The sequence below is a fragment of the Streptomyces sp. NPDC127038 genome (genome assembly GCF_042725875.1).
Taxonomy (GTDB): Bacteria; Actinomycetota; Actinomycetes; order Streptomycetales; family Streptomycetaceae; genus Streptomyces.
Window position 1 is genome coordinate 23730 of sequence record NZ_JBHXDQ010000017.1, and the last position, 19249, is coordinate 42978.

The window sequence follows — 19249 nt, forward strand, 5'->3', positions numbered from 1 at the left end:
CTGCGTATCGGACGTTCTCAAGGTCAGATCCGCTTCCGTACCTGGCGACCGACGGTCCACAGGTCGCCGGGGGCGCGGACGAACGCGCCGTGGGTCTGCATGTCCCGTTTCAGCTGCGCGGCGGAGACGGTGTGGCCGCGCCGGGCGAGCGCGTCACGCAGTTCGCCGGGTGTCAGGGGCCGGCCGCAGCGCGCGAGGTACCGGGCCGCGAGCTGCTCGCTGGTGGGGTAGGCCGGAGGCTCCACCACCAGGAGCGAGTTGCTGAGCGCCCGGTGCTCGGCCATCCCGGCTTGCGCCAGCTCCAGCATCGGCTTTGCCACACCCCCTGCCTGCGACAGGCGGCGTCTCCAGTTGTCGCGGGTCAGGTGGCCGTGGCGGTGGCACCACCACAGCAGGCCGCTCACGGCGGCCGTCGCGGCCAGCGGGTTGTGCGCGGCGAGGACCGCCAGTCGGTGAACGCCTGCGCCGAACAGCTGGAACGCGATGTCGATGAGTACCAGCGCGTTCGCGGCGGTGGCTTCCAGGCCGGCTATGCGCAGCACGCTCTCTGCGACAGGGATCCAGTCGATGACGGCGTACCCGAAGCGGGAGAAGACACTGTCCTTGGAGACGATGACGCACGGCCCCAAAAACTCCGCGAGCGCCATGGTGGGCGCGTCGTCCGGGTCGCCCCGATACTTGCGCGGCATCTTGGGGTCGACCCGCAGAATGTGCCGGGTCTGCGGGGCCAGGTGGTCGCGGATCTCGAGGTCGACCACTCGAAGGGCGGGCAGGATCTGCTCATTGAGTACGCGGCGCGCCTGATCTTCCGACGCGTTAAGGTCGGCGGCCACTTTGGCCAGGTGTTCGTCGGCTTCGTCGGGGACGTGCGCGGCGATGTACGGGGTGGCGCGGCCGGTGACGGCCAGCGCGGTGACCCTGTCCTGCCGGCCGCCGTGCTTGGCCAGGGCGCAGGCTTCGACCAGCAGCGCGTTGGTGTCGAGGACGGGCAGCAGCATCCGCCGGTCCAGCACCATCGGGTTCAACGCCGATCCGGAGGGGATCAGTGGTGGTGGTGCCGCATCGGCACGGTCGAGCGTCATGGATCAAGTGTCGCCAACGCCGCTGACATCCGTGCGGGATTTTCGGGCCTGGACCGCCTGGGTGATGCCCGTCGGTCGTCGTTGGAGCGCGGCCATATATGTCCCTCGCTGGCGAGGGTGCACAACTGCGCGGTGCCGGCCGCGTGCCCACGCTGCGATCCTGGCGACAACAGACCTGCCAACCGTTGTGACCTACAAAGCCAGTTGGCCACTCTGAGCACACGGTTGGCCGGAGTGGCGATCAGAACAGGGATACCCCGTCCAGATAAGAGTCCCGGCTGGCAGGCTCGCTCCATGGCAGATGACGTCGTGGGGGGTCAGGTCGCCGACCTTCGGACCGAGTGCGAAGAACAAGCCCGGAAGAACCGCTTCCGTCGGCAGTTCTGGCGGTTCACCCATGCCGCGCTTGGACTGCCCGCTGCCGTACTGGCCGGGATCTCGGGCGCAGCGGGGCTCTCTTCAGCAGATGCCCGTATCCCGGCGGCGGTGCTGGCGCTCGTCAGCGCGGGACTCAGCGCTGCTATCGCCTTTTTGAAGCCGGAGGTGCATCAGCGCGCGGCTCACGCACGCCGCAGGGCCTACCTGGCGTTGGAAGTGGAGGCCCGCTTCGCGCTGACACGGGCGGCATCCAGTGGGGAGCCCGTACCTCTGACCGTCTACAGGAATCTGCTGGAGCGCCGCAGGATGATCATCGCCGGTCAGCTCGATGAACTTGTTCAGCGGATTGCTGTGGGGGAAGGGCATGCCGACGCGGCGGCCAGCGAGTAGAGAGTCTCGTGCGGCGAAGTCGTACGACTCCCGGGGCAGCTGGGGCCGACTCCGAGTGTCGAAGTGTCCGCCTGAAGCACTCGGTGGCCACCTTGCGCACTCATCACACTGGTCCGGGCTCGCAGGCTGTTCGGGGACACGGCTACAGCTCGAACTCCAGGTGCTCCACGTCCGTGAAGCGGACTTCTTCGAGGCTTCCGGCGCGGCGGCCACCGTCCTGGAAGTACACCTCCCTCAGCGCTTCGGCGGCGATCTCCCGCAGTTCCTGGTCGCCGGCGCCGGCCTGCTGGGCGTCGAAGAGGCGGGCCGCGTACTGCGGCGGGAGGGCGACGGTCAGGTGCCGGATGCGGTCCTGGTCGGTCGATCCGATCGGGGCGGTGTAGCCGAGGCGGGCGCGGGTGTCGATGATGATGCCGCCGGTGGTGGCCGCCTTCTGTCGGGCCTTGGCCCGGATCTGGGGCTGCCAGCGGGCTTTCACCTCGCGTTCCAGGCGTGTGGCGAGGTCCGGGCGGGGCTTTTTGATCTGGCCTTTCACGTACCGCTCGACGGTGCGCTGGGAGATCCGCAGCATCTGGGCGACCGCCTTGGTGCCCCCCAACTGCTTGACCAGGTAGCGCATCTGCGCGGGCGCAGTCTTGGGTGCCGGGTGCACCGCGGCGTCCAGGCCGTCCCCGAACATGCTCATCGCCTGCCCACTCCCCTACTCGCCGTTGTCCACTCGGTGACGGTGCCATCCTTGATGTACCGGGCGAGATTGAGCTCCGGTGCGTTGAACCGCTCGCGGACCTCCTCGCCCCACAGCACGCTCTGGGTGCCCTCGTGCTTGACCAGGCCGGGGTTGGTTGATGCCGAGCTTGAAGCCGCCCGGCAGCGGCTTGCCGTCCCGGTAGGGCAGGAAGTCCAACGGGCTCGACCCGTTCGCGGCGTAGACGACGCAGTCGGACAGGACCGCCACCGGGTACTGGCCGGTGAACGCCGCATGCTTGACGATCTTGCGGTGCAGGTTGATCCGCGTGCGGGAGATGACCGCCGCGCGGATGTCCGGCCGCCACGTGGGACGCGACAGTGCACGCCACGGCTCGCCCGGCCGCCAGCCCTGATGTCAGAGCAAATCCCCCAGGGGTCCGTGCAGTGTCCGGCCGCTCCTCGCCTCACCACCCCGCCGGGGCGCCGACTCGGTCGGCGCGAGCGCGGAGGGCCGCCGCCCGACGTGCGACGCCCACCAGACGATGCCCGAACCCTCTTACCGCTCCTCCGTCCTGTTCTGCCCCCGCCTTCTAGGGGGCAGAACAGGACGGAGGAGCGGTAAGAGGGTTGTAGGGACGGCTGGTTGGGGCTGGTCAAGGGGTGTGACCTGCGTGAATCGGGATGGGCAGGTGAAGGTGCCGGTAGGGGAGTTGGTAGGGGGATCGGTAGGGGCGCCGGTAGGGGAATCGGCGCCGCGCGCATCGGCCCAGCGTGTGGCCCAGCGAGTTGGGTGAAGTGCCGGGCCACAGGGGTCCGTCCGAATTGCTGCCCCGGGCCCGGGACTTGCGGGCGAGACACGGGCTGTGGGGATGAGAACGACACCACCACTTCAATTGTGGCAAGCGACGCAAGCTGGCACCGCCACTTCCTGGAACCATTCGTGCGTGGGAGCTGCTCGGGCCGCGCAGGAGGCGCCAGTGCGCCTGCAATCACGATGGACAGCCGTCACACGGTGAATGCTTACAGCAACGGCCGTTCGGAACGGTCACCCGCCGCGTCGGCTGCTTCCCGTCGTAGCCGCCCCCTGGGTGCGGCACTTCAGCGAGCAGTACACCCAGTCCGTCTGTTCGGCCCCGCGTTCTGGGGCCACACGGGCCTGCACGCCAAGTGTCCGGTCATCTCAAGCGTCGTGGAGCAGGCGTCGCTCGCGTTCCTGCCTGTGATCCGGGATGCGAGGGCTGAGGATTCGACGTCGCTGCCCGGTCTAGAGTGCCAGCCGTAGTCCGGCTCCGGCCGCGCTCTGGACGGGGTATGGCTACGTACCGTGTGGTCGGCGCCCGAGGAGCGCCTGCCGCAAAGTCGGGTACTGGTAGATATCGCTGCGGCACGACGGACAGTGCCGCCCGTCCTCGGGAGCATCCTCGCCGCGACCGGTAAGGGGCTCTCCGCACCGCTCGCAGGCCGGAACCGCTGAGGCCGGTAATGGAGCAGGCTCGCCGGGCCACAGCTCCGGAGTCCGTCGCGGGCTCCGTTGTGCGGATGCGGCCGCCTGTTCCTGTTCCCGTTGGCGCTCCTGCTCAGCCTGCCGGCGCAAGGCGCGGCGTTCTTCGGTGCGGGCCGACCATGCCGCGTGGTCGTTGGGGTTGGCGAGGGCGTCGGTCAGGGTTTCCCAGCGGCCGTGGCCGCACCGCCACCACACCAACCCGCGCGGCCCTCCGTCCCGCAGTCGGTCGAGAGTGGTGAAGAGGATGGGGATCGCGTCGTGGTAGTCGTAGTAGCCTTCCTGGGCGCCGTAGTTGGGATCTGTATGCCAGGCTCCGGACCACACGGTTCGGGTCAAGTGCATGACGGTGTTCATGCGGTTCTTCAAGGCTTGTGGGCCGATCCGTGTGCCGGGGTTGAAGGCGATCAGCACGGGCGGGTGACCGTCACGTCCTGAGGGCCGGTAGTGGGCACGCCAGGCTGGCATCTCGGTGCCCAGTGAGCTCTTCATCCGCGCGCGGAAGTAGCGCACGTACTTCTCGAACTTCGCTGCCAGGAAGTCAGCCGGCTCAGTGCAGTTGTCGACTTCCACGAACAGCACAGGCAACTCCGCCTCCGGCGCCTGCAAGACCGCGTCCACCCGCACACCGGCCCGGTTCGTCTTGCTGCTGGAGGCATTGAGAGGGACTTCGGTCGTCCAGGAGCCGATCCACCCCAGCCCCGACGGGACGGGATCCGGCTGGGCGTCCGGCGTCGGCGCGACGGTGGCCGGGGCCGTCGACGGCTCCTCCGGCTGGTGCTGGCGGGGTACCGGGCGGGTCGTCGCGGCGGGCGTACGGGTCATGGCGATGACCGTCTCGTTCACCGCCATCGCGTGCGGGGCACCCGAACGGGCAGCTCCCCGCGCGGTGCCGCCCATCTCCCCCACGGGCCGTCCCAGGACTTCGGCGGCCGCGTCCAGGCCGAGCGGGGTCAGCGACCAGATCTTGTGCCCGTCCCGGCTGCTGCCCTCGGAGACCGTCAGGCCGTGCCTGGCCAGGTCCAGGGCGGCGTTGCGGAAGGCCTTGTTGTCCTTGTGGCCGGGCGCCATCAGCCGGTGCAGCTGCCCCGCCGTCGCCAACTTCAACACCCCCAGCGCCGCCAGCACTTGCGCGCGCACGACGTTCGTCGACCCGTACGGATACGCTTTCGAGCCGCCCACCGAGCCCCCTCACCACGCGGCCTGCGCAATAGCTGCGCATCATGGCTTTGACCTGCACAAATTCGCGATCCTGGTGCTCTAGGCAGCCCGGAGGGCACCGCACCTGTTGGGCTCAGGCCGCGTGCGCCGGCGCGGCGATGGGTGGCCGCGTTGCGCAGTATCCGCACCACTGCGAGCGACCGGTGCGCAGTCGGTGCGGCATCGACTGTGCAATGCGGGACGTGGAGATGGACGTTGCGCAGTCGGCGACGGGCAACGCTCCGAGACCGACTGCGCAGCCCCTCGTACACCCGCCGTCCTGGGTCCCAGGTTGCTCAGTTTGCTGGCCCGCACGAGGGCGGGTTGCAGGCCAGCCCGTAAAGCCGGCGCCGTGGCGTCAAAACTGCCTCCGTGCGAAATGTACGAGCCTATGCCGCCAGGTAGTCGGGACAGGCTCGTACTGCTTTCACCGTAGGAGTGGCGGGGCCGACCAAAGCAACCCGACCAGCCACATCAATTTCCGGTAACGAGCCCCCACCGGTACCTCTCCGGACCCGACCACAGCCCCAACCAGCGCAGGCCAGCGCGACAGACGCGTGGAGCTTCGGGCGCCAAAAAAGATCTTGCTCTGGAGTGGGGCCGGCCTTGGCCCCACCACGCCCCCCACCGGGATGCTGTCGCGTACCCGTCGCACTGGCGTATTCGGGTGAACGTGCAACAGGATGGCTTCCGGATCAATGACGGCCGGGCCGATCTCGGCATCGAAGACCGGCACTTCGGCAAGTCGCTCCGCAGCGGCGGCCACAATCTTGTCGACGTCCTTCTCGCTCGTCTCGCCCACGAAGCCGATGCCCTACATGGTGAGGTGGAGCCACCGGTCGGGGATCAGGGTGACGCTGTCGCCGAGCGGAGCGAGAGCGGCCCGGTACTCGGCAGCCAGCCGGTGCACATCGTCCTGCCCCTCGAAGGTGAGGTGCCACGTGTAGAAGCGACGGCCCACGCTCCAACCGGGCCGCCACCACCAGTGGTTCCGTATTGTCTCGGTGTCCGATGTCATAGCCGAGATCCAATCAGGCAGCACCGCTCCCTGGCGAAGCGCGAGACGTTACCCGGCCGCACTCCACCTTGCCCGCCGTCTTGGGCACGTCGCTGACCACGGAACAAGAACCTAGTCCCGTTCCAGCGGGCGGTGAGGCGGGGGCCGATCTGGATGGAATCGTCAGGGTGGACGGTCCCTCCACAGCGGACCACAGCTATGACGCCACACTTGTACGTGCACATGGCGGAGAGCATCCCGCATCATCGACGCGCGCACCGATCTCGGCCTGTCCCACGCGTGTGCGGCAGGATGGCCCTATCGTGACGGCGGCCTCCGAGGGGCCGGCAGTTCCCCCGGAAGCGCCTATCGTTTCAGGCCTTAGCCGCGGCTACCTCGCGAACACGCGCGCTCAGCTCCTTGACCGAGCGGGAAGCGGCGTGCGGGGCGAGTTCCCTGCGCATCGTTCCGAAGTGGTCGTCACCGCGCACGGAAGAAACATGCTCGTACTCGTCCAGGAATCGGCCCCATGACTCGCACGACGCATCGACGTGCCCGATGCGGAGCTGACGCTGTGCGAGCACGGCGTAGGCGTGGACGCGGCCTTGGCGCTCTTCAGCGGGCTGCACCCGGATGGACTGCCGCATCGCTGCGATGCTGCCCTTCAGGTCTCCCTCTTCCATGAGCACGTGCGAGACGTGGAAGAGGTAGGCGGTCTGGTCGTATCCGCCGATCGCGTCCCGCCGGTTGTCCGCCTTCGACAGGGCCGTCTCGGCTTCCCGGAGCCGGGTGTGGGCCTGGCGCCGGTCGCCCACCATGGAAGCCGCGTGCGCCTGTTGCCCGCGCAGGAAGGCCACGAGACGGGGACCGGCCGAGGGGGCTGCTTCTGCGGCCGAGTCCGCGAGCTCAAGGGACATGCGCCCGTGCCCGAGGCTCGATGCCTGGAGCGACATGCCGCGCAGGGTCCGACAGTAGGTGACGTGGTCTTCCGCCTCGTTGGCGAGCCTGAGCGCGTTCACGTAGTACGTCTGGCCAAGGCCGTGGGCCTTCTCGTACATGGCCATCCAGCCGGTGAGGTATGTCAGGTCTGATGCGGCGGCGAGCATGTCCTGTTTCACCGGCTCGGAGGCCTGCGCTCGTAGCCACGGCCCGACGGTGTTGACCAGGAACGCGGCGGCCATCGGGCGCGCGTGCCCGGCCCCGAACTCGTCAAGGATGTCCGCGATGCGCTCCGTCATGGACCGGACGGAGGCGACCTGTGACGCTCCGATGCGGGTGGTGGCCTTGCCCGGCGTTATCGGCTCGTCGGCCGCCCGTGCATCCTGCTGAAAGACAGGGACCGAGAGCGCTGCGGTGAACAGAGTCGCAGCCAGGAGGCTTCGACGAGATGGGTCCATGTCCGCCCTTCCGAGGTCGATCAACTCCTCCACAGTGTCGACTGAGAGAGAGTCACCGACGGGCAGAGCGGGTTGCAGGCCAGCCTCGGCGTGCGTGACCGGTCTGCCTAAGCGCGCGGACAGCGCTTCGAGGATCAGCGCCCTGACCTCGGGTTTCGGCGGCGTGCCAGCGATCCAGTGCGCTACCGCCGTCCGGTCGTATGTCAGATCCAACCCAGCCTGCGGGCCAAGCCTGTTGACCTGCTGAGCGAGCTGTGTGCGCGTCCATCGTGCCTGCTCAAGCAGCCCGGCAAGGGCGGGGTTGGGTGTGCGATTCCTCGTGGCCATGTACTCAACTCCCGACAGCTCATGGCGTTCACGGTGTTCACGGTCCCACCAGTCACCAACGGTACCCGCAGAGCGTGACCACGCGATTACCTCTTACAAGAAGCGATCGTTCTCAGCCCTTGGAGCAGCGGTGACCAGCGCATCACCAGCTACAGAAGGCGTCTCCGGGCTGGGAGACGGATGCACGGAGCGCCACAGCCAGACAGGGAGCCACCCCGTGAACCCCCCAGAGAAGCGTCACGCCGCCACCGCAGAAGGAGCGAGCGTCACCGCGCTGAGTCCGGCCGGCACTGCGACCGCGCTCCTGCCGTTGCCCGCAGAACCGGGCCCGTTCCGGTGGTCCGCGCGTCTGATCGCCGATCGCGGAGCGGGGGCGAATGCCCGGCTGCGAGCCCGGCCCCGCCTCACCGTCTGCGGGTGGCCCGGCAACGTCGATGCCGCCGCCCGCGTCATCGGGCACCTGGCCGACAACGCCGCCTGGCACGGACGGCCCTTCCAGGACGGGAAGATCGTCGTCCGGCTGATCGCCCATCCCGGCACCAGCGAACTGCTCATCGAGGTCGACGACGCGCGCCCCGACTTCCCGGACTTCGAGCAGGTCGCGAACCAGAGCCACGAGACCCGGCCCGCCCCCACGGGGCTCTCGTGGGCGGCCCACTACCGCGGAACCGTCTCGTGGGACGTGAAGCGGGACGACGACGGTGCGAACGTCGGCAAGACCGTGCAAGTCATCCTCCCCGCGACGTGGGACGGCTCGGCATGACGCACACGCCCCTCCCCCAGCGCGCGGCGCGGCTCCACGGAATGCCGGAACACGTCGACTTTGCGGCGCGGGACCTGGCCGTCACGCCCGAAGAGGTTGCGCCGGACATGGGCACCCTCGCCGCACGAGTGCGGAACCTAATGGATGTCCAGGAGGGCCGGTCGAGTCGCCTGCCGCTGGGCGGCCGGTTCTTCGACGCCGTCGTGACGGCCGCCGGCCCCGAGGCCTACGCGGTTGTGGACCTCATGGACGAAGTCCAGCGACCGCGCGGCGCCCGCTCGGACGCTCCCGCCTGCGGACCCGTGATCGCGGACCCGGAGCGGGACTGGTTCATATGGCTCGTCCCTCCGGGCACGCACGCCGTCTGGGACAGCGCCCACGGCGTGTGCCGGGGCGCCCCGCACGAGCTCACCCTGCCCGCCATGCGGCAGACGGCTCCACAGGGCCCGTACTGGCTCCGCCCGTGCCGCAGTGACCGTCTGGTTCCGCACTGGCCCCTGGCCGATCTCCTCCACCGCTTCCAGCCGGGCCCGGTCCCCAAGGAGGCACTCCTCCAAGGGTTCTTCAGTACCGACTCCTGATCCCCGCGTGCGGTGGCGGCGTACGCCCCAGTCCCGCCGCCGCACGCGGCCCACTCCCTGCCGCCGAACAACTGACCTGGCTCCCCCGGCGGCAGGGACCCCAACCGTGAGGGGAACGTCATGCCCGAGCTCGTTGCCACACCGTTCGCAGACCGCCGCTTGGTACTGCGGCGGGGAAGCCCGAAAGCCGTGCAGCTCCCCCGCGCCCGATTCGAGGAGCTGCGCACGCTGAGCACCGTTCCCGGGTGGCTTGCCGACGCCGTCGCCGCACAGTGGCAGATGGACGTCTCTGGCCAGGCCCTCGCGGACGTAGTGCTGATGCGCGAGCCGGGGCCGTACGGGTTCAGCCGCGCCACGTGGGAGATCAATCTCGGTTGCGACTACGACTGCGAGATGTGCTACCTCGGCGAGAAGCGTTTTGAGGGCCTGGACATGGCCGGCAAACGCAGGCTTCTGGGGGTCATGCGGGACGCCGGGGTGATCTGGCTCCAGATCACCGGCGGGGAGCCACTGATCGATCCCGACTTCCCCGAGTCGTACCGGCTCGCCAACGAGATGGGGATGCAGCTCGAAATCCTGTCCAACGGGTCACAGCTGCGCCGGGACAGGGTCTTGGACGTGCTCCGCGCCTACCCGCCCACCAAGCTGACGCTGAGTCTGTACGGCGCGACGGCCGGCACCTACGACGCGGTGACCCGCCGTCGCGGCGGCTTCGAGCGGTTCCGCGAAGGCGTACACAAGGCACTCGCCGCAGGCCTGCGCATCGACCTGAGCCTGATCATCGTGCGCACCAACGCGCATGAGGCCGACGCCATGCGCGCTTGGGCCGCCGAGCTCGGGGTGCCCTTTCGCGAGTACGCCAACATCTCGCCCACCATCCACGGCACCGCGGAAACCCTGCCGTCCCAGTCCCCCGAATACCTCACCGACCGCAAGCCGTTCACCGGCTGCCCGGCCGGCGTCACGTTCTTCCACGCCGACCCGTTCGGCCGGGCCTCGATCTGCAAGGTCGGCCGGGAACCGAACATCGACCTGACCGCCGAAGGCGTGCCAGGCCTTGCCCGACTCGGCCAGATTGCCGAGTCCCTCATGCTTCGCACCGGCGGATGCAGCGGCTGCAAGCTCTCCGCCACCTGCCGGGTGTGCCGACCGATGGCACAGGTCTTCCAGGCCGCAAAGGCGCCACTCAAGAACTACTGCCAACACGGAGAGAGGTAGTCATGACTGCTGTCATGGTCGAGATCACGCCCCCGCCCGCGGCCGAGGCACTCGCCGACCCGACCGGGATCGTCCTGGTCGACGACGTGTCCGCGCTCACCGCAAGCGTGGAGTCCGGCTGCAACGACGACAACCCGTACAAGTAGCGCCACCAGTTGGGGCCGCGCCTCCCCGCGCGGCCCCGACTTCCCGCACCTCTGGAGATTTCATGCCCACCCCGCGTATCACCGAGCTGCCGGACGCAGTGCGAGCACTGATCGAGAAGAACAGCGGCCCGATCACCGACTTGGGCACCGTTCACGGGGGCTACAACAGCTCCATTGCCGCCTGCGTGCGAACCGGCCGCCGCGCCCCGCACACCCTGTTCGTCAAGGGCCTTCCCCTCGATCACCCCCGCGTCTGGACACAGGCACGTGAGGCGAGGATCAACCCGTACGTCCGCGACCTCACCCCTGCGCTGCACTGGTACGAGGAAGCCGACGGCTGGAGCCTTCTCGGCTTCGAGTACGTCGAGGGAGGACACGCCGACTACACACCCGGCGCCTCCGACCTATTCCAGATCTCCGCGACCATGGGGCAGCTTGCCCGGCTGCGAGCCCCCGGCGTCGAGCTGAAGACCATGGCGGACCGGTTCAGGAAGTACGTCGAAAGCCCTGCCGAGCTGAAGTGGTTCGAGGGTGACAGCCTTCTCCACACGGACTGGAACCCGCACAACGTCATCATGACGAAGGCCGGAGCCGTGCTCGTCGACTGGGCGTGGGCGTCGACCGGAGCGGCATGGATCGACCCCGCGCTGTGGCTGCTGTGGCTGATCGCCGACGGCCACACCGCCGAGCAGGCCGAAAGCGTCGCCGCCACGCACCCCGCGTGGAAGACCGCCCCACCGGCCGGGGTCGACACCCTCGCCCGCGTCCAAGAACGCCTGTGGGACTCCATCGCCGAGCAGAGCCCCGACAACTGGTCGCAGACGATGAAGGCCGCCGCGCGGGCCTGGAACACACACCGGCAGAATCAGGACTAACGTCAGATACGGGCCCCGCTCGTTCGCCCCCCGAGGCGGACGAGCGGGCTTCCTGCTCCTTGGAGAGCCCTGCGCTGGGCGTGCGCGGGCGCGTAGTGAAGGCGGTTTCCCTCCCGCACGCCATGTCCGAAAAAGGAATCTTGGTTCGTCTCTCGGGCGCGTCACCGCATAGACGGGCCGAGTTGGAGATCCGTTACAGGTGCTGGGCCATTCTGATCGGCGTACGGTGCTGCGGTCTGGGCGGTAGTGTCTCGCCAGGCCCTTTCTCAAGCTAATCCGTCGGGACAGCTCGGGCGGACCACCCTCCGGGGTGATCTTCCTGCGGCATACAGCGACGGTACTTAGAGAAAAGGAAACCACTGGTGAAGAAGTTCAAGCAGCAGTTCATCACCTGGCCCGAGGTCAGGCAGTTCGTTGTCATGGTGGCAGGCGGCGTACTCGCTTCAGCCATCAGTTTCTGGCTCGGGCTGAAGGGGTGAGGAAGGGCCTACGGGGCTCCCGGGAGTACGCGCCGGGCCCCGGCCTCAAGCGATGATGCCGCAGCGTGCCGGGCGGCCCGTCCCGTTGCCGACCGTGGCAGGGCTGTTGTCGGCATCGCGCGCCTGCCGCCGGGGGGCGGCTGTTTCCTCAGCGGGCAGCGGTCAGTTCCTCGTCGCGGTCGACGGCACCGGTGTCAGCAGGCCCCGCGCCTGGACGGCGGGGAGGGACAGGGTTCGATAGCCCACGGTCTCGAACAAGATGGTGATCCTGTTCCCCTCCTCGCTCATCACCTCGCCCTCGCCCCACGTCCTGTGTCCCACCCGTGTCCCGGGCGGGAAGGCGCCGTCGGACGCCACGGGCCGGAGCGGCACCATGCTCATCGTCACCCGCGAGGGTGACCGCCGCTGCAAGCTCCCGCCGCACCAGCGTGCGCTCGTCGCTCTGGTGTACCTGCGCAAGCACGACACCCTGGCCCGGATCGCGGCCGGCTTCGGCATCTCGGTGGGTACCGCCCACGCCTACACCACCGCCGTGATCAGCCTTCTCGCTGGTCGGGCGCCGGGCCTGCTCAAGGCCCTGCGCGAGCACGAACCGGAGTACGTCCTGCTCGACGGAACGCTCGCCGAGTGCGACCGCGTGGGCGACGGCCGGGCCGACTACTCGCAGAAGCACCGCCGCCACGGTGTGAACGTGCAGGTCGTGACCGACCCAACCGGGCACGTGCTGTGGATCTCGCCGGCCTTGCCGGGCCGGTGCCACGACCTGACCGCGGCCCGCACTCATCGGATCATCCGGATCTGCGAACGCCAGGGCGTCCCCATCCAGGCGGACCGGCCGACCGTAGCGCAGCCCCCAGTCCTCCTCAACCAGCTCGTCCAGCAGCTGAGGGGAGATGCCTGCAACCTCTTCGAGTGCGGCGCGGGCCACCTCGGTGATCCACTCCAGGCGGGTCAGGTCGCGCACCGCGGCCAGGACGTGGGTGGAGTCGGTGCGCTGCGTGGTGTGCTCGCGCACCAGGCCTGCCTCCTTGAGGCGGGCCAGTGCGAGGTCCAGGAGGCGGTCGGCACGGCCGTCTTCAGCGAGACGGTCGCGGAAGTCGGCCAGCACGCTGTGGTGGAACCCGGGATCGTCCAGCTCCATGGCCATCGCATATTTGAAGTCGATGCGGCAGCGGACCGCCTCGGCGGCCTGCCGGTCCGACAGGCCGAGCAGGAACTGCAGCACACAGACGGTGGCCAGTTGAGCAGGCGAGAGCCCCGGGCGCCCGTCACGCGGGTACCAGTCGGCGAAGTCCTCGTCGCACCACAGCCCGTCGAGGCGATCGCGTACCCATATCGCCGTCGTACCGCCCGGGTTGCTCGCCCGCGCGATCTGGGCGGTCAGAGAAGGGACTTGCTCACCGGAACGGGGGCGAAGGGACAACGGGCACCTCGACAGCTGCATCGGTCTGCGGAACTCCCCGAGCATGCCCGTTGATCACGCTGCCGCATCGAGGAACTCCAAGATCCCCGACAGAGTCAAGCTTAGGTGGGGGGCCCGCGGTGTTCGGAGGTCTAGCAGAGCTGCAGCTCACCGAGGTGTACACCGACACCGACGGCATGCTCGACCTCGCCCGTCTCGACGAGCAGGAACTCGTCGCGGCCTGATCCCTCCACTGGTTCGAACCTCTCGACCGTACCGGCGACACCGCCGGTACGGTCGAGATTGGGGGCGAGGGGCGACCGCGGCCTCAGACCCCACGACCCGATATTCCCGCCGACCAACCACCCGGCGCCGTATACGGCGTTCGGCTTTTTGGCCCGTCCCGCGATGGACTTCCCTGACCTGCGAACGCCGACCCCTGACCTGCGACCTGCGACCGCGCCCGCACTCGGAACGGCACCAGGTCCTCCTGGACCCTGTCGCCAGAACAATCGACGTGACGCCCGGGGCGCGAGCAAATACCCTGACGATCCGGGGAGTTCACCGCCTCGCACGACACGACCGTGTGCCGCTGAGCTGTAACCGGGCCCGAAGGGCGGCGCGTTGGCCGCGGCTGTCCGGCACCGATCTCGGCGAAGGCCGCCTGGCCGACAGTCGACAGGACTGTCGCAGCCCACCCGCAGAGTCCGCCCGAAACTCACAGTCGGCTGCTGAAGGAGCACGAGTGTCAAGAACCACCCCACCGCGGTCTGTTGACATCGCGGACATCTTCCCGGAGCTGGCGCCGTTGGCCAAGCAGGCTGTCCGCCTGCACCCGCGCGAGGGTCTGCCGACCGTTCACGAAAGCTCCGTCGGCGGACCACTCGTGTGGCCGGCCGACGAAACGTGGCCGACCTGCGTAGAGGAACACCACAACGCGCACCCGCCCGTCTCCCTCGACGACATCCGCAACATGCGGGCCATGCTCGACGCCGCCTGGCGCCGCCCCCACGACCCTCGCGAGTTCCGCCTCAACCCCGAGGAGCGCGCGCATTTCGCCACGCTCCGAGCAGGGCATCCGGCGCACACCGAGCCGAATGCCCTGCTGCCGGTCGCCCAGCTCTACCTCCGCGACGTCCCGGGCCTCGCGGGCCCCGAGGGAGCCGACCTTCTGCAAGTCCTGTGGTGCCCCCTCGACCACGACAACGAGCTTCCCTCGGCCCGCCTCGTCTGGCGGAACGCCGCGAGCGTCGGCACGCTGCTCACCGATCCCCCGGAACCCGCGGACGTCCAGTACTACGGCAGCTACGTTCCCGCGCCTTGTGTCCTCCACCCCGAGGTCGTCACCGAGTACCCGGCACCGCACGAACTCCCGGAAGAGCTCGCCGACCGTCTCCACGACTGGGGAGAACAGCAGGAGCTCCCCGATTGCCCGGCATGGCACAACCACCCTGAGGGTCTCTCCTGCCGTGTCCGCGACGCGGAAGACGAAGAGGGGGAGGACCCGGAAGCAGGGCTTGGCGGCCCCTACTACGAGCGCGAACTCTCGGTCGCCCCTGGCTGGAAGGTCGGCGGCTGGGCCCCGTGGATGCACGGCGACCCGCGGCCCCTGCACTGCGACGCCTGCAACGCCCGGTACAAGCCCCTGTTCACCATCGACTCCGGCGAAAGCAGTGGCTGGAGCAACACCTGGACCCCGCTGGTGGACCTCGAGAAGCCGTCAGGTCCCATCGGACTGCGCACTCCTGCCGATGCGCCGATGGTGAAGATCGGCAGGGGCCACCGCATGCAGATCTATGTCTGCCCGACGTCGTTCGATCATCCGCACCTCGAAGTCATGCAGTGAGCGCGGACGAAGGCCCGGATCGATTACTGACTTCGGCTCGTCAGGGTGATCTTTGCCAACGTGCCTGATGGGTCCGGGGTGCGGGCTGTATCTCGTGTTGTGTGAGATACGCGGATGGGGGCGGGTTGACCGCTACGGGACGCCGACGTCGAGAGGCCGTACGGCGGCAGGCGGCCGAGTTGTTCGAGCAGAAGATCAGGCCGTTGGAGGTCGCTCAGCGTCTCCGGGTGAGCCGGAAATCGGCCTACCGGTGGCACCAGTTGTGGCGGGACGACGGGATCGCGGCCCTGGTCTCGCGCGGACCGAGCGGATCACGGTGCCGTCTGTCACCGCGCTGCCTGGACAAGCTCGTCGCGTATCTGCAGGAGGGGCCGGCCGCTCATGGCTGGACGGAGGACCAGGTGTGGACCGCCGCGCGGGTGGCCACGCTGATCGGCCGGAAGTTCCACATCTCCTACAGCGTCTCGGGTGCCACCCGGCTGATGCATCGGCTCGGGTTCTCCCCGCAGGTGCCCGTCCGGCAGGTGGCCGAGCGCGACGAGGAGGCCGTGAAGGTGTGGAAGGAGGCGACCTGGGCGGAGGTAAAAGGACCAGGGCGGCCAGCGGGGGCTACATCTGCTTCGAGGACGAGGCAGGCTTCACCCGCAGGCCGCCTCGGGGCCGGACCTGGGGCCGACGCGGACAAACCCCGATCGTGACGGTCAGTGGGCGGCGCTCGGGGCGGCTGTCGGTCGCCGGGCTGATCGCAATGCGGCCCGGCTCACGGACCCGGCTGTGCCACCGGCTGATCGCGCACCCGGCTGGTCAGGGCAAGCGCCGCAGCATGAGCGAGCGCGAATTCATCGCCCTGCTCGACGGCACCCACAGGCACTTACGGCCCGTGCACGCGGCCAATCCATGCGCAGGTGGATCGCTCGGCTTTCAACGGGACTGGTAGCCCGCCTGTCGGGCACGTTCGACGCGCCCGACAGCTCCGGTGATGTTCAGGCGGTACTGGACCATCTGCTCGCTGACGCCGAAGTGCGCCGCAGCTTCGGGCTTGGTGAATCTACCTCTCGCAATGGCCAGAGCCGCGTCTTCTGGCACCAGCAACGCTCCGGAGAGGAACTGTGCTTCATCCTCGATGTCCTGGTCCCAGAGACGGCACCCGCGGTTGTCCATGGCCGGGGTGGGGCGGTGGTGCAAGAGGCCGTGCGCGGCTTCGTGGGTGAGGTTGCTGCTGATTCTTCCGTCCGAATGGGCGTCATTGTGCAAGATGGTGCGTTTCGAGCCGGCGAAGACGGTGACGGCTGAAAAGGCGCTTGGATCGTGGTTGAGCAGGTGATTGGCGCCTGCTGACGACGCCCCCATGCCCGAGAGTGCGACAACGGGTATGGCCAAGTGGTCCGCGAGCACGAAGGGGTCGAGCCGGTCGAGGGCCCCGAGGTGGAGCTCTGACCGGACATCGAGGGCGAGGGAGTTGGCCTCTGTCTTGAAGCCCCGTCGAAACGCCATGTTGCCTAGTCCTTTTGACGCAACCGTTCGTAAGTGATCTTGATGATCTCCTCCAGGGCGGCGGCGGACTCCGGAGATAGATTGCGGTCGCTGCGCAGGTACGTGGAGATCATCGCCAGCGGTTCCGCTTGCGGCCGGTCATCACCCTCGGAACGGACAAAGTCGTCCGCGTCCAGACCGGACCACGCGCACAGTGCTGCAAGCCCGTCCACGTCTGGTCGCTTGCCCTGAGCCATCCGGGTCAGCGTGGATGCGCTTACCCCCGAGCCTGTCGCCACCTGCTTCCAGTGTGCGCTCCGGCTGATTCACGCTCCTGGATGGCGAGTTCGCGATGGCGGGCGGCCGGGTGGTCGTCCCGGCCCCGAGGGCTGCCGCCGGGCCGTGGAGGCGCTCGCGGAGCGTGGCGCCGCCGGACGGGGCCGGGAGCCTGCCGTGGCCTGGCGGGCGAATTTGGCGGCCAACTCGGCGACGACGACCGTCTCGGCGTGGTCAGCGATCACCTGGGCGCTTCCGACCTCCGCCGCGATCGCGCGGTCATCGCGGGCCCCCGGCGCCGGCGAAGGGCACTTGGGCTGAAGGGGCGGCCTGCTGTCCGTACGGGTGCTGCCACAGGCCCTGCGCCTGAAGTCTCGGCAGGACGCCCTCGCCGAACCAGTACGCCTCCTCCAGGTGCGGATAGCCGGAGAGCACGAACTCGTCGACGCCGAGGGCGTGGTACTCCTTGATCCGCTCGGCGACCTCGCCATGGCTGCCGACCAGGGCGGTGCCCGCGCCGCCGCGCACCAGGCCGATGCCTGCCCACAGGTTGGGGTGGATTTCCAGGCGGTCACGGCTGCCGCCGTCGTGCAGGGCGAGCATGCGCTGCTGGCCCTCGGACTCGCTGCGGGCCAGGCCCGCCTGGATGGTCTTGACCGCCTCCGGGTCGAAGCCGTCCAGGAGCCGGTTCGCCTCGGCCCAGGCCTGCTCGGAGGTGTCGCGGGTGATGACATGCAGGCGGATGCCGAAGCGGACGCGACGGCCCTCCTTGTCGGCCAACGCCCGGATCCAGGAGATCTTCTCCGCGACGGCGGCGGGCGGCTCGCCCCAGGTGAGATAGACGTCGACATGCTTGGCGGCGACTTCTCCGGCGATCGGCGAGGAGCCCCCGAAGTACACCTCGGGGACCGGGCCGGGTACCCGTGCGAGCTTCGCGTCCTCGACCTGGAGGTGCTCGCCGCGCAGGTCGATGGTCTTGCCCTCCCACAACCCTCGTACGATCGCGAGGAATTCGCCGGTACGGCGGTAGCGCGCGTCCTTGTCGAGGAAGTCTCCGTAGGCCCGCTGCTCGTGGCTTTCCCCGCCGGTGACGACGTTGAGCAGAAGCCGTCCGCCGGTCTGCCGCTGGAAGGTGGAGGCCATCTGCGCGGCGAGCGTCGGTGAGACGAAGCCAGGCCGGAAGGCGACGAGGAACTTCAGCCGCTCGGTGTTCTGGCTGACCATCGCGGTGGTCAGCCACGCGTCCTCGCACCAGGCTCCCGTCGGCGTGAGTGCGCCGACGAAGCCCAGGTCCTCGGCGGCGCGGGCGATCTGGCTGAGGTAGGCGACAGTGGGCGGCCGGTCGCGCCCGGACTCGGTGGCGGGGGTGCCGTGGCCGCCGCCGACGACGTGGCGGCTGTCTCCGTTGGTCGGCAGGAACCAGTGGAAGGTGAGGGACACTCGGGGCTCCGATCTGGGGTGCGATCAGGGGACGTTCGTCGGCGCCGGGGCGGAGAGCCGGTCCAGCTCCCCGCGGGGAAGCCGGCGTTCGGCGTCGCGAGCCGAGGCGCCCGCCCGGAACTCGTTGCTCGGGGCGGACGCGACAGTGACGGCCTCGGCGTCGTCGGTGATGACCTGCGCGGTCATGGCCTCAGCTCGCCGCGGCGAGGAGCGGGGTACGGCCCAGCGCCAGCGAGAAATGGTCGACGACCTGGGTGAGGGCCTCGGCTGCGGCTGGTGCGACAGTGATCGAGCCGTCGTCGTGGGCGGTGATGTCCTTGTCGAGGGTGAACCAGCCCTGCACGATGTGCGCGGCGCCCATGGAGTTGAGGACCGGACGCAGGGCGTAGTCGATGGCGAGGACATGCGCGGTGGAGCCGCCGGTGGCGAGAGGGAGGACCGTCTTTCCGGTGAGTGCGTACTGCGGGAGCAGGTCGAGGAGCGCCTTGAGGACTCCGGAGTACGACGCTTTGTAGACGGGTGTTCCTACGACGACGCCGTCGGCGCTCGCGAACAGTTCGGTGGCCTCGACGATCGCCGGATGCCGGAAGTCCGCGCCGAGCAGGGCATCGGCCGGGATGGTGCGAACGTCGAGCGGAACGACGTCGTGCCCCTGAGCGGTCAGTCGCTGGTCCAGGTGGCGCAGCAGGCGGTTGGTGCGGGAGGAGGCGGAAGGGCTGCCGGATACGGACAGGACGGTGGCCATGGGTCCTCTTTCGGGGAGAAGGGGGCGCCTCCGCCGGGGAGGCGCT

At 68.9% G+C, this 19249-nt stretch carries 18 protein-coding genes and 4 pseudogenes; 9 read left to right on the top strand and 13 right to left on the bottom strand.

The window, feature by feature from the left end:
- Positions 1-23 precede the first annotated feature (23 nt).
- A complete protein-coding gene (locus tag ACFWI4_RS15025) occupies positions 24-1082 on the bottom strand; it encodes a hypothetical protein (protein WP_387195499.1) in 1059 nt (352 codons plus the stop codon).
- Positions 1083-1376: 294 nt separating this feature from the next.
- On the opposite strand from ACFWI4_RS15025, the gene ACFWI4_RS15030 reads away from it, so the two are divergent.
- Entirely contained in the window at positions 1377-1850 is a 474-nt protein-coding gene (locus tag ACFWI4_RS15030) for a hypothetical protein (protein ID WP_387195502.1), read from the top strand.
- 142 nt (positions 1851-1992) lie between these two features.
- On the opposite strand, the gene tpg is transcribed toward ACFWI4_RS15030, so the two are convergent.
- The 5 genes and pseudogenes from tpg to ACFWI4_RS15055 form a co-directional block, all read right to left on the bottom strand.
- Complete coding sequence (gene tpg, locus ACFWI4_RS15035) at positions 1993-2535, bottom strand: telomere-protecting terminal protein Tpg (protein WP_387195505.1); 543 nt, start codon at positions 2533-2535, stop codon at positions 1993-1995.
- A 15-nt stretch (positions 2536-2550) separates the two neighbouring features.
- Positions 2551-2949, bottom strand: a pseudogene (locus ACFWI4_RS15040) (transcriptional regulator); the annotation flags it as partial.
- 903 nt (positions 2950-3852) lie between these two features.
- Complete coding sequence (locus ACFWI4_RS15045; RefSeq protein ID WP_387195508.1) at positions 3853-5220, bottom strand: replication-relaxation family protein; 1368 nt, start codon at positions 5218-5220, stop codon at positions 3853-3855.
- A gap of 832 nt (positions 5221-6052) precedes the next feature.
- The gene (locus tag ACFWI4_RS15050; protein WP_387195511.1) at positions 6053-6199 is read right to left on the bottom strand and encodes a hypothetical protein; all 147 of its coding nucleotides are present in this window, start codon (positions 6197-6199) and stop codon (positions 6053-6055) included.
- 410 nt (positions 6200-6609) lie between these two features.
- Positions 6610-7959, bottom strand: coding sequence for a hypothetical protein (locus tag ACFWI4_RS15055; protein ID WP_387195514.1), 1350 nt, complete (start codon positions 7957-7959; stop codon positions 6610-6612).
- Positions 7960-8176: 217 nt separating this feature from the next.
- On the opposite strand from ACFWI4_RS15055, the gene ACFWI4_RS15060 reads away from it, so the two are divergent.
- The 5 genes from ACFWI4_RS15060 to ACFWI4_RS15080 all read left to right on the top strand — a co-directional run bounded on the left by ACFWI4_RS15060 (position 8177) and on the right by ACFWI4_RS15080 (position 11542).
- A complete protein-coding gene (locus tag ACFWI4_RS15060; protein ID WP_387195517.1) occupies positions 8177-8722 on the top strand; it encodes a hypothetical protein in 546 nt (181 codons plus the stop codon).
- Positions 8719-9303: a hypothetical protein gene (locus ACFWI4_RS15065; RefSeq protein ID WP_387195520.1), complete on the top strand. Its 585-nt coding sequence runs from the start codon at positions 8719-8721 to the stop codon at positions 9301-9303. Before ACFWI4_RS15060 ends, ACFWI4_RS15065 begins: the two co-directional genes overlap by 4 nt.
- Positions 9304-9423: 120 nt before the next feature.
- Positions 9424-10521: a radical SAM protein gene (locus ACFWI4_RS15070; protein WP_387195523.1), complete on the top strand. Its 1098-nt coding sequence runs from the start codon at positions 9424-9426 to the stop codon at positions 10519-10521.
- Positions 10522-10523: 2 nt separating this feature from the next.
- Positions 10524-10667, top strand: coding sequence for a hypothetical protein (locus ACFWI4_RS15075; RefSeq protein ID WP_387195526.1), 144 nt, complete (start codon positions 10524-10526; stop codon positions 10665-10667).
- A gap of 62 nt (positions 10668-10729) precedes the next feature.
- On the top strand, positions 10730-11542 hold the full coding sequence (locus tag ACFWI4_RS15080) for an aminoglycoside phosphotransferase (protein ID WP_387195529.1): 813 nt from the start codon (positions 10730-10732) through the stop codon (positions 11540-11542).
- 641 nt (positions 11543-12183) lie between these two features.
- Here ACFWI4_RS15080 and ACFWI4_RS15085 read toward each other — a convergent pair.
- The gene (locus tag ACFWI4_RS15085; RefSeq protein WP_387195532.1) at positions 12184-12402 is read right to left on the bottom strand and encodes a DUF3553 domain-containing protein; all 219 of its coding nucleotides are present in this window, start codon (positions 12400-12402) and stop codon (positions 12184-12186) included.
- On the opposite strand from ACFWI4_RS15085, the pseudogene ACFWI4_RS15090 reads away from it, so the two are divergent.
- Positions 12395-12856, top strand: a pseudogene (locus ACFWI4_RS15090) (transposase family protein); the annotation flags it as partial. The gene ACFWI4_RS15085 and the pseudogene ACFWI4_RS15090 sit on opposite strands and share 8 nt — an antisense overlap.
- Before the next feature lie 276 nt (positions 12857-13132).
- Here ACFWI4_RS15090 and ACFWI4_RS15095 read toward each other — a convergent pair.
- A pseudogene (locus ACFWI4_RS15095) lies at positions 13133-13489 on the bottom strand (transposase); the annotation flags it as partial.
- A 679-nt stretch (positions 13490-14168) separates the two neighbouring features.
- Between ACFWI4_RS15095 and ACFWI4_RS15100 the strand changes: the two are divergent.
- Positions 14169-15269 (top strand): hypothetical protein, encoded by a 1101-nt coding sequence (locus ACFWI4_RS15100; protein WP_387195535.1) that lies wholly within the window; start codon positions 14169-14171, stop codon positions 15267-15269.
- 125 nt (positions 15270-15394) lie between these two features.
- A complete protein-coding gene (locus tag ACFWI4_RS15105; protein ID WP_387195537.1) occupies positions 15395-15967 on the top strand; it encodes a winged helix-turn-helix domain-containing protein in 573 nt (190 codons plus the stop codon).
- Positions 15968-16190: 223 nt separating this feature from the next.
- Here the strand turns inward: ACFWI4_RS15105 and ACFWI4_RS15110 are convergent, their stop codons facing one another.
- The 5 genes and pseudogenes from ACFWI4_RS15110 to ssuE all read right to left on the bottom strand — a co-directional run bounded on the left by ACFWI4_RS15110 (position 16191) and on the right by ssuE (position 19203).
- The gene (locus ACFWI4_RS15110; RefSeq protein ID WP_387195540.1) at positions 16191-16763 is read right to left on the bottom strand and encodes an ImmA/IrrE family metallo-endopeptidase; all 573 of its coding nucleotides are present in this window, start codon (positions 16761-16763) and stop codon (positions 16191-16193) included.
- 5 nt (positions 16764-16768) lie between these two features.
- Positions 16769-16999 carry a hypothetical protein gene (locus ACFWI4_RS15115; protein ID WP_387195543.1) on the bottom strand — a complete coding sequence of 77 codons (231 nt, stop codon included), beginning with the start codon at positions 16997-16999 and terminating at the stop codon, positions 16769-16771.
- A 298-nt stretch (positions 17000-17297) separates the two neighbouring features.
- Positions 17298-18458, bottom strand: coding sequence for an LLM class flavin-dependent oxidoreductase (locus tag ACFWI4_RS15120; RefSeq protein ID WP_387195546.1), 1161 nt, complete (start codon positions 18456-18458; stop codon positions 17298-17300).
- A gap of 48 nt (positions 18459-18506) precedes the next feature.
- Positions 18507-18644, bottom strand: a pseudogene (locus ACFWI4_RS15125) (SfnB family sulfur acquisition oxidoreductase); the annotation flags it as partial.
- Positions 18645-18648: 4 nt separating this feature from the next.
- Positions 18649-19203 (bottom strand): NADPH-dependent FMN reductase, encoded by a 555-nt coding sequence (gene ssuE / locus ACFWI4_RS15130; protein ID WP_073894529.1) that lies wholly within the window; start codon positions 19201-19203, stop codon positions 18649-18651.
- Positions 19204-19249 lie beyond the last annotated feature (46 nt).